Annotated in this window: 11 protein-coding genes; 6 read left to right on the top strand and 5 right to left on the bottom strand. The window is 64.3% G+C overall.

Features of this window, described 5'->3' with window-relative positions; translation table 11 throughout:
- Positions 1 to 61 precede the first annotated feature (61 nt).
- From QA649_RS16470 to QA649_RS16460, 3 genes are read left to right on the top strand one after another with little or no spacing between them, the layout of a single operon-like run.
- A complete protein-coding gene (locus tag QA649_RS16470) occupies positions 62 to 1,045 on the top strand; it encodes a zinc-dependent alcohol dehydrogenase family protein (protein WP_283026043.1) in 984 nt (327 codons plus the stop codon).
- A 24-nt stretch (positions 1,046 to 1,069) separates the two neighbouring features.
- Positions 1,070 to 2,602, top strand: coding sequence for a bifunctional aminoglycoside phosphotransferase/ATP-binding protein (locus tag QA649_RS16465; RefSeq protein ID WP_283025106.1), 1,533 nt, complete (start codon positions 1,070 to 1,072; stop codon positions 2,600 to 2,602).
- 11 nt (positions 2,603 to 2,613) lie between these two features.
- Positions 2,614 to 3,588 (top strand): CHAD domain-containing protein, encoded by a 975-nt coding sequence (locus QA649_RS16460; RefSeq protein ID WP_283025105.1) that lies wholly within the window; start codon positions 2,614 to 2,616, stop codon positions 3,586 to 3,588.
- On the opposite strand, the gene QA649_RS16455 is transcribed toward QA649_RS16460, so the two are convergent.
- The gene (locus QA649_RS16455; protein WP_283025104.1) at positions 3,585 to 5,426 is read right to left on the bottom strand and encodes an alpha/beta fold hydrolase; all 1,842 of its coding nucleotides are present in this window, start codon (positions 5,424 to 5,426) and stop codon (positions 3,585 to 3,587) included. The two genes, QA649_RS16460 and QA649_RS16455, sit on opposite strands and share 4 nt — an antisense overlap.
- Before the next feature lie 211 nt (positions 5,427 to 5,637).
- On the opposite strand from QA649_RS16455, the gene QA649_RS16450 reads away from it, so the two are divergent.
- Positions 5,638 to 6,366 (top strand): CBS domain-containing protein, encoded by a 729-nt coding sequence (locus QA649_RS16450; protein ID WP_283026042.1) that lies wholly within the window; start codon positions 5,638 to 5,640, stop codon positions 6,364 to 6,366.
- A gap of 27 nt (positions 6,367 to 6,393) precedes the next feature.
- Here the strand turns inward: QA649_RS16450 and QA649_RS16445 are convergent, their stop codons facing one another.
- The 3 genes from QA649_RS16445 to QA649_RS16435 all read right to left on the bottom strand — a co-directional run bounded on the left by QA649_RS16445 (position 6,394) and on the right by QA649_RS16435 (position 9,204).
- A complete protein-coding gene (locus QA649_RS16445) occupies positions 6,394 to 6,852 on the bottom strand; it encodes a RidA family protein (protein ID WP_283025103.1) in 459 nt (152 codons plus the stop codon).
- 21 nt (positions 6,853 to 6,873) lie between these two features.
- A complete protein-coding gene (locus tag QA649_RS16440) occupies positions 6,874 to 8,565 on the bottom strand; it encodes a benzoate-CoA ligase family protein (RefSeq protein WP_283025102.1) in 1,692 nt (563 codons plus the stop codon).
- A gap of 147 nt (positions 8,566 to 8,712) precedes the next feature.
- Positions 8,713 to 9,204, bottom strand: coding sequence for a MarR family transcriptional regulator (locus tag QA649_RS16435; protein WP_283025101.1), 492 nt, complete (start codon positions 9,202 to 9,204; stop codon positions 8,713 to 8,715).
- A gap of 278 nt (positions 9,205 to 9,482) precedes the next feature.
- On the opposite strand from QA649_RS16435, the gene QA649_RS16430 reads away from it, so the two are divergent.
- Both QA649_RS16430 and QA649_RS16425 read left to right on the top strand, forming a co-directional pair.
- Complete coding sequence (locus QA649_RS16430; protein ID WP_283025100.1) at positions 9,483 to 10,658, top strand: ABC transporter substrate-binding protein; 1,176 nt, start codon at positions 9,483 to 9,485, stop codon at positions 10,656 to 10,658.
- Positions 10,659 to 10,688: 30 nt separating this feature from the next.
- The gene (locus QA649_RS16425) at positions 10,689 to 11,144 is read left to right on the top strand and encodes a cupin domain-containing protein (RefSeq protein ID WP_018643141.1); all 456 of its coding nucleotides are present in this window, start codon (positions 10,689 to 10,691) and stop codon (positions 11,142 to 11,144) included.
- Between the two features lie 9 nt (positions 11,145 to 11,153).
- Here the strand turns inward: QA649_RS16425 and QA649_RS16420 are convergent, their stop codons facing one another.
- Complete coding sequence (locus QA649_RS16420) at positions 11,154 to 12,404, bottom strand: flavin-dependent oxidoreductase (RefSeq protein WP_283025099.1); 1,251 nt, start codon at positions 12,402 to 12,404, stop codon at positions 11,154 to 11,156.
- Positions 12,405 to 12,439: the final 35 nt, after the last annotated feature.

Here is a 12,439-nt window from a genome sequence, read left to right as displayed (position 1 = left end):
CTGGCCGTGCGCTGCCATTCTATGGATAGTTCGATCGGAGCGGTCCGCCCCGGAGAGACTGATGCGTGCGATGGTGTTGGTGGCCCCGCGAGCGCGGCTCCGGATGGAGGAACGCTCCGATCCAATTCCCGGCGAAGGCCAGATCCGGGTCAGGGTCAGCGCTTGCGGCGTCTGCCGGACCGATCTTCATGTCCTCGATGCCGAACTGCCCGACATCCGCTATCCCATCGTGCCCGGCCATGAAATCGTCGGCCGCGTCGATCTCCTCGGCCCTAATGTCGCAACGCACGTACTGGGCGACCGGGTCGGCATTCCCTGGCTCGGATTCACCTGCGGAAACTGCCGGTTTTGCCGGGAGGGCATGGAGAACCTCTGCGACCGCCCGCTCTTCACCGGCTATACAAGGGACGGCGGCTATGCAACGCACGCGGTGGCCCATGCGCGCTACGCCTTTCCGCTGGGCGAGGCCGGCGACGACGTCGCTCTTGCACCTCTGCTGTGTGCAGGCCTGATCGGTTGGCGTTCGCTGGTCCTGGCCGGCGAGGCCGAGCGGCTCGGCATCTACGGCTTCGGCGCCGCCGGCCACATCGTCGCGCAAGTCGCGGTCTGGCAGGGGCGATCGGTCCATGCGTTTACGCGGCGCGGAGATGTGGTCGCACAGGACCTCGCGCGCCGGCTCGGCGCCGTCTGGGCCGGCGCTTCGGACGAGACGCCGGACACGCCGCTCGACGCGGCCATCATCTACGCCCCTGCCGGCGAGCTCGTGCCGGCCGCGTTGCGCGCCGTTCGCAAGGGCGGCCGCGTCGTGTGCGCGGGCATCCATATGAGCGACATTCCAAGCTTCCCGTATGATCTGCTCTGGCAGGAACGGCAGTTGATCTCCGTTGCCAATCTCACCCGACAGGACGGTCTTGATTTTCTAGGCATCGCCCCACAAGCCGGCGTACGCACCGAAACGACCGCATTCCCGCTCGATCAGGCCAATGAAGTGCTGGACATGCTGCGGAATGGACAAATTCTCGGCGCAGCCGTGCTGAAGCCCTGACCGCATCTTGGGACACCAGCTTCGATGACAGACGAAACGGCTGCCCAGGAACGAGTCTTCGCGACGCTATGTGCGCATCCCGGCGTGACGCGGATCGATACGCATGCCGCGTCGGTCTTTCTCGACGGGCCGCGCGCGCTGAAGATCAAGCGAGCCGTGCGGTTTCCGTTCCTCGACTATTCGACGCTCGAGCAGCGCAAAGCGGCCTGCGAGGAAGAGATCAGGATCAACCGGCCGCTGGCGCCGCAGATCTATCATCGCGTCGTGGCGATCACCGAGGAGATCGACGGATCGCTGAAGGTCGATGGCAGCGGCCGGCCGATCGAGTATGCGGTCGACATGTCCCGCTTCGACGAAAGCCGGACGCTGGATCATCTGGCGAAGGCCGGCCCGCTCGATGCGAACCTCGCCTCGGCAACCGCCGACGCCATCGCAGCTTCGCATGCGGTGGCCCCCCGCGCCGACGGCAAGGCATGGGTCGCCTCCATCCCCGGCCTCATCGATGGAAACAGCAACGGCCTGCGGAAGGGCAACCATATCGCGGCCGAGGCGATCGAGCAGCTCGGCGAGGCCTCGCACGCGATGTTCCTGCGCCTGCGGCCGCTGCTCGAGGAGCGCGGCCAGCAGGGCTTCGTTCGCCGTTGCCATGGCGACCTGCATCTTGCGAACATTGTCTTGATCGGCGAACAGCCAGTTCTGTTCGACGCCATCGAGTTCGATGCACAGATGGCAACCGTCGACGTGCTTTACGATCTCGCATTCGCCCTGATGGACCTGCTAAGCCATGACCAGTCGGCGGCAGCCAACATCGTGCTGAACCAGTATCTCACCATGTCGCCCGTCGAAACGCTCGACGCGCTGTCCGCCCTGCCGCTGTTCATGTCCATTCGCGCGGCGATCCGTGCGCAGGTGGCACTGGCGCGGCTGACGCGGCCCGATGCCGACCGGAGCGGAATTCTCGCCGGGGCGCGGCGCTATTTCGATCTCGCCCGGGCTCTGATCGCGCCTCCCGCCCCCCGCCTGATTGCGGTCGGCGGATTATCGGGCACCGGCAAGTCCGTCCTTGCCCGCGCCCTGGCACCCCACGTCGCGCCGCAGCCGGGAGCCGTCGTGCTGCGTAGCGACGTCGTTCGCAAGCAGCTGTTTCAGGTGGGACATACCGACCGACTGCCACCGTCCACGTACCGGCCTGAGGTCACCGCGCGCGTCTACGAGCTGCTGGCGCAGCGTGCCGGACGGGCCCTAGCGCAAGGCCATTCCGTCATCATCGATGCGGTCTTTGCACGCGAGTCCGAACGGGACGACCTTGCCGCTCTGGCCAGCGAACGCAATGTGCCGTTGACCGGACTATTCCTCGTCGCCGACCTTGCGACCCGTCAAGCCCGCATCGGCGGCCGCCATGGCGATGCCTCCGACGCCACGCAGGAGGTTGCCGCGCAGCAAGAGCACTATAATATCGGTCACATCGGGTGGGCGACCATCGATGCATCCAGCACGCGGGAGCACACGCTCCAGAGCTGCCGGGACGCGATAAGGCAAGCAAGGCAATCTGATTGACGCGGGCAAGGATGTCGCGACCCACCACGAGTTCGACGGCGGCCGCGCCCGCCAAGCCGGCGACGCGGCGCAATGTCCTGCCCGGCCGCCTCAGCCCCGGCATGGCCTGCGACACCGCGTTCCGCATCATCGCCCGCCGTCATCTCGATGCCGTCCTTGCCCAACACGACGGCACGTGCCGCGGCGATCCCGACGCGCTGCATCAGATCCGCATCGCGCTGACGCATCTGCGCACGGCCATCCGCTTCTTCTCCCCGATGGTCGATGACGCGCTGCGGCCGAGCGTCTGGGCCGAGCTGAGATGGCTGAACAGCCAGCTTGGCATGGTCCGGGACCTCGATGTCGCGATCGAGCGGGTCGTCGCCGAGAGCGGCGAAGAGCTCGCCGTGGTCGCCGAGCTCCAGCACTGGGACGAGAAACGCGCCGAGAGCCACCGCCTTCTCGCGCGCGCGCTGCAGTCCGCGCGCTTTCGGCGCTTGGTCGAGCAGACCTCGACCTGGATCGAGAGCGGCCCCTGGTCGACCCGGCGCAGCAAGGAGGCCGTCAGGTTGCGCCGGTGCCCGCTGGCCGACCATGCGACGGCCCGCCTGACCGAGTGGGAGGAGACGCTGCTCAGGAGGGCCCGGAGGCTGCGCAAGCTCGACGTCGAGAAGCGTCACAAGCTGCGGCTTCTCAACAAGCGGATGACCTATTCGGTCGAGTCGCTCGCGGACCTGTTCGCCGACGAATCCTTGACGAAGCAGAAATCGATCCTCAAGCAATTGAGGAAGGCGCAAAAATCCCTCGGACAATTGAACGACGATGCGCGTGGGCAGGCGCTGGCAGCGTCATTGAACGGCGCCGGCCCCGAGGCCGGCATTCGCTTCCTCGACCGCAAACGGGAAAGGAAGCTGTTGCGGACTGCCTCGAAAGCCTATCGGAAACTGGACAAGGCAAAGCCGTTCCGCTCGTCAGATCTTGCGCCGAATTCTACGCCTGACGATTAGGTGTGAACGTAGTCGCCCGGCGCGTCGGGCAGACCGTCGTCAATGTCTCCACCCCTGATCGACGGTGGATCGCAGGGCGCGCCTGAGCGCGCCGCCAGCCATTGGGTCCATTCAGGCCACCACGAGCCCGCGACGTGAGGCGCCAGCTTCAGCCACTCCTCCGGACCGACATAGGGCGCGTCCGCGGCTTTGGTCTTGACCTGGTAGTCGTGCCAGGACTCGTCGGGAGGCGCGACGACACCGGCATTGTGACCGCCGCTGGTCAAGACGAACGTCACGTCGGCATCGACCTGGTAGTGGATCTTGTAGACGGATCGCCAAGGCGCGACGTGGTCGGCGAGCGTGCCGACCACGAACATCGGCGTGTGAATGTCGGAGAGCGAGACGCTTCTGCATTCGACGCGATAGCGACCTTCAGCCAGATCGTTGTCCAGGAACAGCTTGCGCAGATACTCCGAGTGCATGCGATAGGGCAGCCGCGTGGCGTCGGCGTTCCAGGCCATCAGATCGCTCGGCGGCGAGCCGTCGCCCATCAGATAGTCACGCGAGAGCCGCGACCAGATCAGCTCGTTGGAGCGCAGCAGCTGGAACGCGCCGGCCATCTGTGTCGTATCGAGATAGCCGCGCTGCCACATCATGTCTTCGAGGAAGGCGACCTGGCTCTCGTTGATGAAGAGCGTCAATTCGCCGGCCTCCCTGAAATCGGTCTGCGCGGCGAGGAGCGTGATGGTGCCGAGACGGCTATCGCCGTCGCGTCCCATGGCGGCAGCGGCGATCGACAGCAAAGTGCCTCCCAGACAGTAGCCGAGCGCGTGGACCTTCCGGCCCGGCACGATCCGGCCGATCATGTCCAATGCGGCCATCACACCCAGCTTGCGATAGTCGTCGAAGGCCACATCCCGGTCGTTCTCATCCGGATTGCGCCAGGAGATCGCAAAGACGGTGAAGCCTTGATCGGTCAGATATTTGACCAGGGAATTCTGCGGCGACAGATCGAGGATGTAGTACTTCATGATCCAGGCCGGCACGATCAGGATCGGCTCCGGCCGCACCTGCGCGGTCGTCGGATGGTACTTGATCAGCTCGATCAGACCGTTGCGGTAGACGACCTTGCCGGGCGAGGCCGCCACCGTCTTGCCGACGACAAATTGATCGTCGCCCGCCGGCTTCGAGCCGGAGAGCAGGCGCATCAGATCGCTGCACCAATTTTGCCAGCCGAACACAAAATTCTCTCCGCCGCTCTGGAACGCTTTTTCCAGAACCTGCGGATTGGTCGCCGCGAAGTTGGACGGCGCCAGCATGTCGAGCATCTGGCGCATCGAGAATTCGACGATGGCTTCATTTGCATGGGACACGCCGCGTATGCCGGTCGTGGCATCGTGCCACCAGCGCTCGGTGAGCAGAAACGCCTGCGCGAGCAGATTGAAGGGCGCGGCTTCCCATTGCCGGTCCCTAAAGCGGCGATCCCGCCCCTGCGGTCGGATGACGGACCACGGCTCTTGCGACGTCGCGTGCGCGGCAGCTTCCAGGAACCGGCCGGTATCGCGAAAAATGCTGCGGGAAAGCTCCATCTGGTGCTGCGGCGCCGCCGCAAGATGCGCGCCCCAATCGAGCCAGGCGAGCGACAAGGCCACGGGCGAAATCCCGCCCGTGAACCGCGCCAGCATGGCATGAAACGCGCGATCGAGCGGATACGAATCGGATGCGGGCGGGCAATCGCAGGCAACCGGCGTCGCCGCGACCCTTTCGGGACTCGCGGCGGGGACCTGAGCGACCGGCTTGGCCGAGGGAGCTTGCAGCGGCTCTTCGGCCCGTGGAAATATCTTCACGACGCTCATGGTTGATTGTTCCTGCGGGCTTCTGGTCTACGCCTGCGGCAGGATATGGCGACGCTTCCGCTGTGCGTTGAGCTGCATCAAATCCCGGCAGGGATCACGATTGCTCAATCAGGACAAAAACGGCTTTGTCCGTTTGACCTGGGTCAAACCGCACCCCCACGCTCGGGCTAGGTTTTGCGCATTGAAATTCGACATGCCAGCGGAGTTTTCCATGCGCGCCCATCAGATCATGACCCGGTCGGTCATCTCAGTCACCCCCGACACCAGCATCGTCGAGGCGGCGAACATCATGCTGAAGCGGCACGTCAGCGGCCTTACGGTGGTCGACGAGGCCGGCCGGCTGGTCGGCGTCGTCTCGGAAGGAGATTTCATCCGCCGCAGCGAAATCGGCACCGGGCGCAAGCGGGGTCGCTGGTTGCGATTCATCCTGGGTCCGGGAACATCGGCCAGCGACTTCGTCCAGGAACACGGCCGTAAGGTTTCCGAGGTGATGACTCCCTCGCCCGTGACCATCACCGAAGATACGGCGCTTGCCGAGATCGTCGATCTCATGGAGCGGAACAACGTCAAGCGCCTGCCGGTGGTGCGCGGCGACGTGGTCGTCGGGATCGTGTCCCGCGCCAATCTGTTGCAGGCGGTTGCGGGGCTCGCCCGGGACGTGCCGGATCCGACGGCCGATGACGATCACATTCGCAGCCGCATCATCGATACCATGGAGAAGAATGACTGGTGCCCGTTTGGTCTCAACGTCATCGTCCGCGACGGCATCGTCCATCTCAGCGGCGTCATCACCGAGGAACGCGCGCGGCGGGCCGCGGTCGTCGCGGCGGAGAACGTCGAGGGCGTGAAGAAAGTGCACGACCATCTGTGCTGGGTCGACACCATGTCCGGCGTCTATCTGAACTCACCCGAGGACGACGATCTCGCCAAGGCAAGCTGAGAAGCGAACTGAAGGAGTTAGCGCGGCTCAGCGGGGAATGACGGCAGTCGCCTCGATCTCGACGCGAGCCGCCTTCTCGACCAGCCGCACGACCTGGACCAGCGCCATCGCCGGATAATGCGCGCCGAAGATGGCGCGATAGACCCTGCCGAGTTCCTTCAGATTCGCCAGGTATTCGTCCATGTCGACGACGTACCAGGTCAGGCGCACGAGGTGTTCGGGGCGTGCGCCGGCCTCATTCAGGATCGCGGCGATGTTGCTCAGGGTCTGGTGGACCTGCACGACGAATCCGTCGGCCAGCCGCTCGTCGGCATCCCAGCCGATCACGCCACCGGTGACAACGATCCGCCCTTCGGCAGCCATGCCGTTGGCATAGCCTTTCGGCACCGGCCAACCGGACGGCTGGAGGATCTGCGCCACCGAACCTCTGTCATTCTCATCGGCGGTCGGCAGCACCGCAAGCTGCGGGCTTTTCGGCGTCGTCACGGACAATTCTCTATCCTTCTCTCATTCTGCCGCGACGCCTGAGGACGTCGCCGCGGCCTGCGCGAGCTGTCGCAGGGCAAAACGTTTCAACTTGCCAGTCTCTGTCTTCGGGAGTTGCGTCACGAACTCGATGGCGCGCGGATATTTGTACGGCGCGATCTCGCGTTTGACATGCTCCTGCAACTCGGCCGCTAGCCGAGCGTCCGGCGTCACGCCGGGCGCGGCGATGACATAGGCCTTGACGATCATGCCTCGCGCCTCGTCCGGCGCACCGACCACTCCACACTCGACGACAGAAGGGTGCGTCAGCAGCGCCGCCTCGACGTCAGTGCCTGCGATATTGTAGCCCGCCGACACGATCATGTCGTCGGAGCGCGACTGGTACCAGAAATAACCGTCGCTATCCATCAAATAGGTGTCGCCGGTGATATTCCAGCCATTCTGGACATATTTGCGCTGCCGCTCGTCGGCGAGATAACGGCAGCCGGTCGGCCCGCGCACGGCGAGGCGTCCCATCGTGCCCGTCGGGACGTCGTCACCGGCATCGTCGACGATCTTCGCTTCATAGCCTGGGACGGGCTTGCCCGTTGCGCCGGGACGGATCTCGTCCTCGGTCGCGCTGATGAAGATGTGCAACAGCTCGGTCGAGCCGATGCCGTCCATCAGCTTGATGCCGGTCGCCTCGAGCCAGGCGTCGAATGTCGGCTTTGGCAATGTCTCACCGGCAGAGACGCACTTCCGAAGCGAGGAAATGTCGCGTCCCGCAAGCTTGCCGATCATCGCGCGATAGGCAGTCGGCGCCGTGAAGCAGACCGTGGTCTTGTACTGCTCGACCGCCGTCAGCATGTCGTCCGGCGTCGTCTTCTCCAGCACCACGAAAGAGGCGCCGATATGCATCGGAAACAACACGCCGCCGAAGCCGAAGGTGAAGGCGAGCGGCGCCGAGCCGATGAAGCGATCCTTCTGCTCGGCGCGCAGGATGTTGCGCGCGTAGCCATCGCAGACGGCCAGCATGTCGCGATGGAAATGCATGGTGCCCTTGGGATCGCCTGTTGTGCCCGACGTGAAGGCGATCAGGCAGATGTCGTCGGACGCTGTATCGACGCTCGTGAACTCGGGGCTGGCATCGGCGATCAGCGCCTCGAGCGAGTCGGGCGCGCTATTGCCCCAATAGACGACCTGCTTGAGACCGGGCGCAGCTAGCTTCGCCTTTTCCATCTCATCGGCGAGTTTTCCGTCGCAGAGCGCCAGCGTGATCTCCGCCTTCTGGATCGGATAGGAGAGCTCCTTGGCGCGCAGCAGCGGCATCGTCGCCACGCAAATTCCGCCGGCCTTGATCACAGCGAGATAAGTTGCGACCATCATCGGATTGTTGGCCGAGCGCAGCAGCACACGCCCGCCGGTGACGAGGCCCAGCTTGCCGACGAGCACGTTGGCGATGCGATTCACGAGCGCCTGCAGCTCGCGATAATTGTAGCTCACGGCGGGACTGATGACGCAAGGCGCATCACCGTGGCCCTGCTCCACCCACCGATCGAGAAAATAGCTGACGCAGTTCAATCGCGGCGGATAGTGCAGCTCCGGCCGCGTGAAGATGAATTCGGGCCATAGCTCGCGCGACGGCAGATGCTGCCGCGCGAATGTATCGACATGGGCCGTCGCGGCGTTGCCGTCATACGAGCCCGACGCTTGAACCTTGGCGGCGTTGGCCATCGCACGCTCCTTTGCGCATGGAAAGCACCCGGCAGCACTATCTAAAAACATTTTAGGCTTAAAACAATTTGGCGCAATAGGGGATTTTGGGCATCCCGTGCTTTTTCCTGCGGCAAAAGGGATTGGCGGGCCGGCCCGGATGCGGGCTCAGGGCCGCCTGCGCGCGGCCGATTTCTGCGCCGACGCCTTGGTCTTGGCGAGGAGGCGCATCAGCTCGCGCACGTCCTTCGGCGTCAGGTCGACGAAGAGATCGGCGATCCAGGCCTCGTGCTCCGCGGCCATCCTGCGGAACTCGGCGCGGCCGAGCTTTGTGAGGCGGATCACCTGGACGCGGCGGTCGGTCTCCGAGGTGCGCCGGTCGAGATGGCCCGATTCCACGAGACGCTCGACGAGACCGGTGACGTTGCCGTTGGAGACCATCATGCGCTTGGAGACGTCGGAGAGCGTCATGCCGTCGGGCGCCTTGTCGAGCTGCGCCATCAGGTCAAACCGGGGCAGCGTGACGTCGAAGCGCTGCCGCAGCCGGCCGCGCACCTCACCCTCGATCAGGGTGGTGCAGGTCAGCAAGCGCAGCCACAGCCGAAGCTCTTCGGCATGGTCCTCCGGCGTCTCGACGGCCTTGGTCTCGGAATCAAGCATCTGATGCGGTCATTGACGGCAGGCATTGGCGCCGGCACGGATTCCCAACGTTTTGAGCTTCAAATAAATTGAAGCCGGCCGCAAGTCCAAAGCTGCAGCAATCGACCGCACGCCGATTTCTTTAGGCTTCAAATAATTGGCGCGCCGCTTGCATGCGCGCTGTGCCGCGGGATGGCGACGTCTTGAGCCTTGCTTGCCGCGGCAGCCATCATCGGCATAAGCTTGGATTGGAGTAGGCGGCTTGCTGCGCAGGCCCTGATGTCACGAGGGGACAAAAAATGAAAATGCAAAAGACCTTGACCGCAGCCGCCTTGCTGCTCGGCACCGTAATGAGCCCCGCCCTCGCCCAGGAGAAGATCAAGCTCGGTGTGATCGTGACCCTGTCGGGACCCGCCGCCGCGCTCGGCCAGCAGGTTCGCGACGGCTTTGCGCTCGCGGTGAAGGACCTCGGCAGCAAGATGGGTGGCCGCGATGTCGAGGTCGTGGTAGTCGACGACGAGCTCAAGCCGGATGCGGCGGTAACCAAGGTCAAGGGCCTGCTCGAGCGCGAGAAGGTCGATTTCGTGGTCGGCCCGATCTTCTCCAACATCCTCCAGGCGATCCACCGGCCAGTGACGGAATCGAAGGTGTTCCTGATCAGCCCCAATGCCGGCCCGTCCACCTTTGCCGGCAAGGACTGCAACCCGTTCTTCTACGTGACGTCGTATCAGAACGACCAGGTCCACGAGATCCTCGGCAAGGTCGCGCAGGATCGCGGCTACAAGCGCATGTACCTGATGGTGCCGAACTATCAGGCCGGCAAGGACTCGGTCGCCGGCTTCAAGCTCGACTACAAGGGCGAGATCGTCGAAGAATCCTACATGCCGCTGAACACGCTGGACTTCCAGCCGGAGCTGTCCAAGATCTCCTCGCAGAAGCCCGATGCACTGTTCACGTTCATGCCGGGCGGCCTCGGCGTCAACCTCGTCAAGCAGTATCGCCAGGCAGGCCTTGCCGACAGCATCCCGGTGCTCTCGGCGTTCACGGTCGATGAATCGACCCTGCCGGCACAGCAGGACGCGGCCGTCGGCATGTTCGGCGGCGCGAACTGGGCGCCCAATCTCGACAACCCCCAGAACAAGAAATTCGTCGCAGCCTATGAGGCCGCCTACAACGTCGTGCCCGGCACCTACGCCTTCCAAGCCTATGACGCCGCGATGCTGATCAACAGCGCCATCAAGGGCGTGAAGGGCGACCTCTCGAACAAGGAGGCTGTCGGAGCCGCGCTGAAGAAGGCGGATTTCACCTCGCTGCGTGGCGCCTTCAAGTTCAACACCAACGGCTATCCGATTCAGAATTTCTACCTGACCAAGGTCGCCAAGCGTCCGGACGGCAAGTTCCAGACCGAGATCGTCCAGAAGGTCTTTGAGAATTACGGCGACCGCTATGCCAAGGACTGCAAGGCGGCGAACTGAGGCCGCGCGTCGCGTCAAGGGAGGACTGCAATGAAGAGCGAAATCACCGGCATCACGCGGGCCAATGAGGGAATCCAAGGCATTTCCTGGAATATCCTCGGCCAGACCTACGTGCCGAAGAGCTATGCCGAGAACAGCTTCTCCTGGCACGCGACGCTGCCGCCCGGCACATTCGTGCCGCCGCACATTCATCCAGACCAGGATGAATATCTCTACATGCTGGAGGGCAAGCTCGACTTCGTGCTCGGCAATTCGGAGGCGCAGGCAACTGCGGGCGACCTGATCCGTCTCGGCATGGGCGTGCCGCACGGCATCTTCAACAAATCGGAGCAGACCGCAAAGGTGCTGTTCTGGGTCTCGCCGAGCCGCAAGCTGTTCGACCTGTTCTGGGGCCTTCACAACATGAAGGAGCAGAAGCCGGAGGACGTGGTGGCGATGGCCGCCGAGTTCAACATCCACTTCCTGCCGCCGCCGCCCGGCGGCTAGCGGCCCACATCAAGCACGCACCGCCGCGAGTCCCGGGACAGCGGCGAAGCCGGCCTTGGTGGCGTAGCCGCGCACAATCGCCTCGCGCTGGGAATAGCTCAGCACGTTGTCGACATTTTCGAAACCGTCGGGCGCGAGCTGCTCGACGGCGTCGATGACGCCCTCTGGGCCGCCGCGGCGGTTGGAGCGGACGATGTCAGCTGTCATCGGCAGGCGCTTCTTCTCATATTCGAGCAGCGCCTGGCGCGGATGCTCGGCGCGCATCAGCGCGTCCGCGAGGCAGCGTGCATCGAGGATCGCCTGCGAGGCGCCGTTGGAGCCGACCGGGTACATGGGATGCGCGGCATCGCCGAGCAGCGTGACGCGCCCCGACGACCAATAGGGCAAGGGATCGCGGTCGCAGGTCGGGTACTCGTAAAATTCGGGCGTAGCCGAGATAAGACTCTTGACGTCGATATAGGGCACCGAGAAGCGCGCCACGTGCGGCATCAGCTCCTCGCGGCGGCCAGGCCGCGACCAGTCCTCTTTGCGCGGTGGTGGGGCATTGCCCTCGCCGACCTTCACCAGCACCGCCCAGTTGGTCAGTCGGCTTGCGGGGCTCGATCCCTCCGCGATCGGATAGATCACCACCTTGGCATTGAGGCCGCCAGCCACGATCATCGACTTGCCGGTGAGGAACAGCGGCCAGTCGCGAGCACCGCGCCACAGCATCAAGCCGTTCCAGCACGGCGGCCCCTCGTTCGGGAACAATGTCTCGCGGACGCGTGAATGGATGCCGTCGGCGCCGATCAGGATATCGCCTCGCGCCGTGTGGATGTGCGCGCCGGAACGATCGAAGAAATAGGCGGTGACGCCGCCCTCGTCCTGCGTGAAGGCGCCGAGCCGGCAGCCGGTGTGGATTGCGGCCGCACCGAGTCGCTCCTCGACGGCCCGATGGATGACGCCCTGAAGGCGGCCACGGTGGATGGAGAATTGCGGCACGTCGTGGCCGGCGTCGATGCCGCGCGCCTCGCGCCACACCTCCTGGCCATGGCGGTTGAGGTAATAGAGCTGGTCGGTGCGGATCGCGACATCGTCGAGCTTCTGCAGCAGGCCAAGGCCTGCCAATTCACGCATCGCATGCGGCAATGTGTTGATGCCGACACCGAGCTCGCGGATGGTCTCGGCTTGTTCGAATATCTCGCAATCGAGGCCCCGCGAGCGGAACATCAATGCTGTGGTGAGACCTCCGATACCGCCACCGACGATAATCGCCTTCATCGCCCTTACTCCACTCGAAATACGCCAGGCAATGG

Source organism: Bradyrhizobium sp. CB1717 (assembly GCF_029714325.1).
Lineage (GTDB): Bacteria > Pseudomonadota > Alphaproteobacteria > Rhizobiales > Xanthobacteraceae > Bradyrhizobium.
This window is presented reverse-complemented; position numbering and strand designations above follow the sequence as displayed.

What these genes read in the sequence shown, in the direction of transcription:
- QA649_RS16470 (WP_283026043.1), top strand. Translation starts at nt 62, where the DNA reads ATGCGTGCGATGGTGTTGGTGGCCCCGCGAGCGCGGCTCCGGATGGAG.
- QA649_RS16465 (WP_283025106.1), top strand. Translation starts at nt 1,070, where the DNA reads ATGACAGACGAAACGGCTGCCCAGGAACGAGTCTTCGCGACGCTATGT.
- QA649_RS16460 (WP_283025105.1), top strand. Translation starts at nt 2,614, where the DNA reads ATGTCGCGACCCACCACGAGTTCGACGGCGGCCGCGCCCGCCAAGCCG.
- QA649_RS16455 (WP_283025104.1), bottom strand. Translation starts at nt 5,426, where the DNA reads ATGAGCGTCGTGAAGATATTTCCACGGGCCGAAGAGCCGCTGCAAGCT.
- QA649_RS16450 (WP_283026042.1), top strand. Translation starts at nt 5,638, where the DNA reads ATGCGCGCCCATCAGATCATGACCCGGTCGGTCATCTCAGTCACCCCC.
- QA649_RS16440 (WP_283025102.1), bottom strand. Translation starts at nt 8,565, where the DNA reads ATGGCCAACGCCGCCAAGGTTCAAGCGTCGGGCTCGTATGACGGCAAC.
- QA649_RS16435 (WP_283025101.1), bottom strand. Translation starts at nt 9,204, where the DNA reads ATGCTTGATTCCGAGACCAAGGCCGTCGAGACGCCGGAGGACCATGCC.
- QA649_RS16430 (WP_283025100.1), top strand. Translation starts at nt 9,483, where the DNA reads ATGAAAATGCAAAAGACCTTGACCGCAGCCGCCTTGCTGCTCGGCACC.
- QA649_RS16425 (WP_018643141.1), top strand. Translation starts at nt 10,689, where the DNA reads ATGAAGAGCGAAATCACCGGCATCACGCGGGCCAATGAGGGAATCCAA.
- QA649_RS16420 (WP_283025099.1), bottom strand. Translation starts at nt 12,404, where the DNA reads ATGAAGGCGATTATCGTCGGTGGCGGTATCGGAGGTCTCACCACAGCA.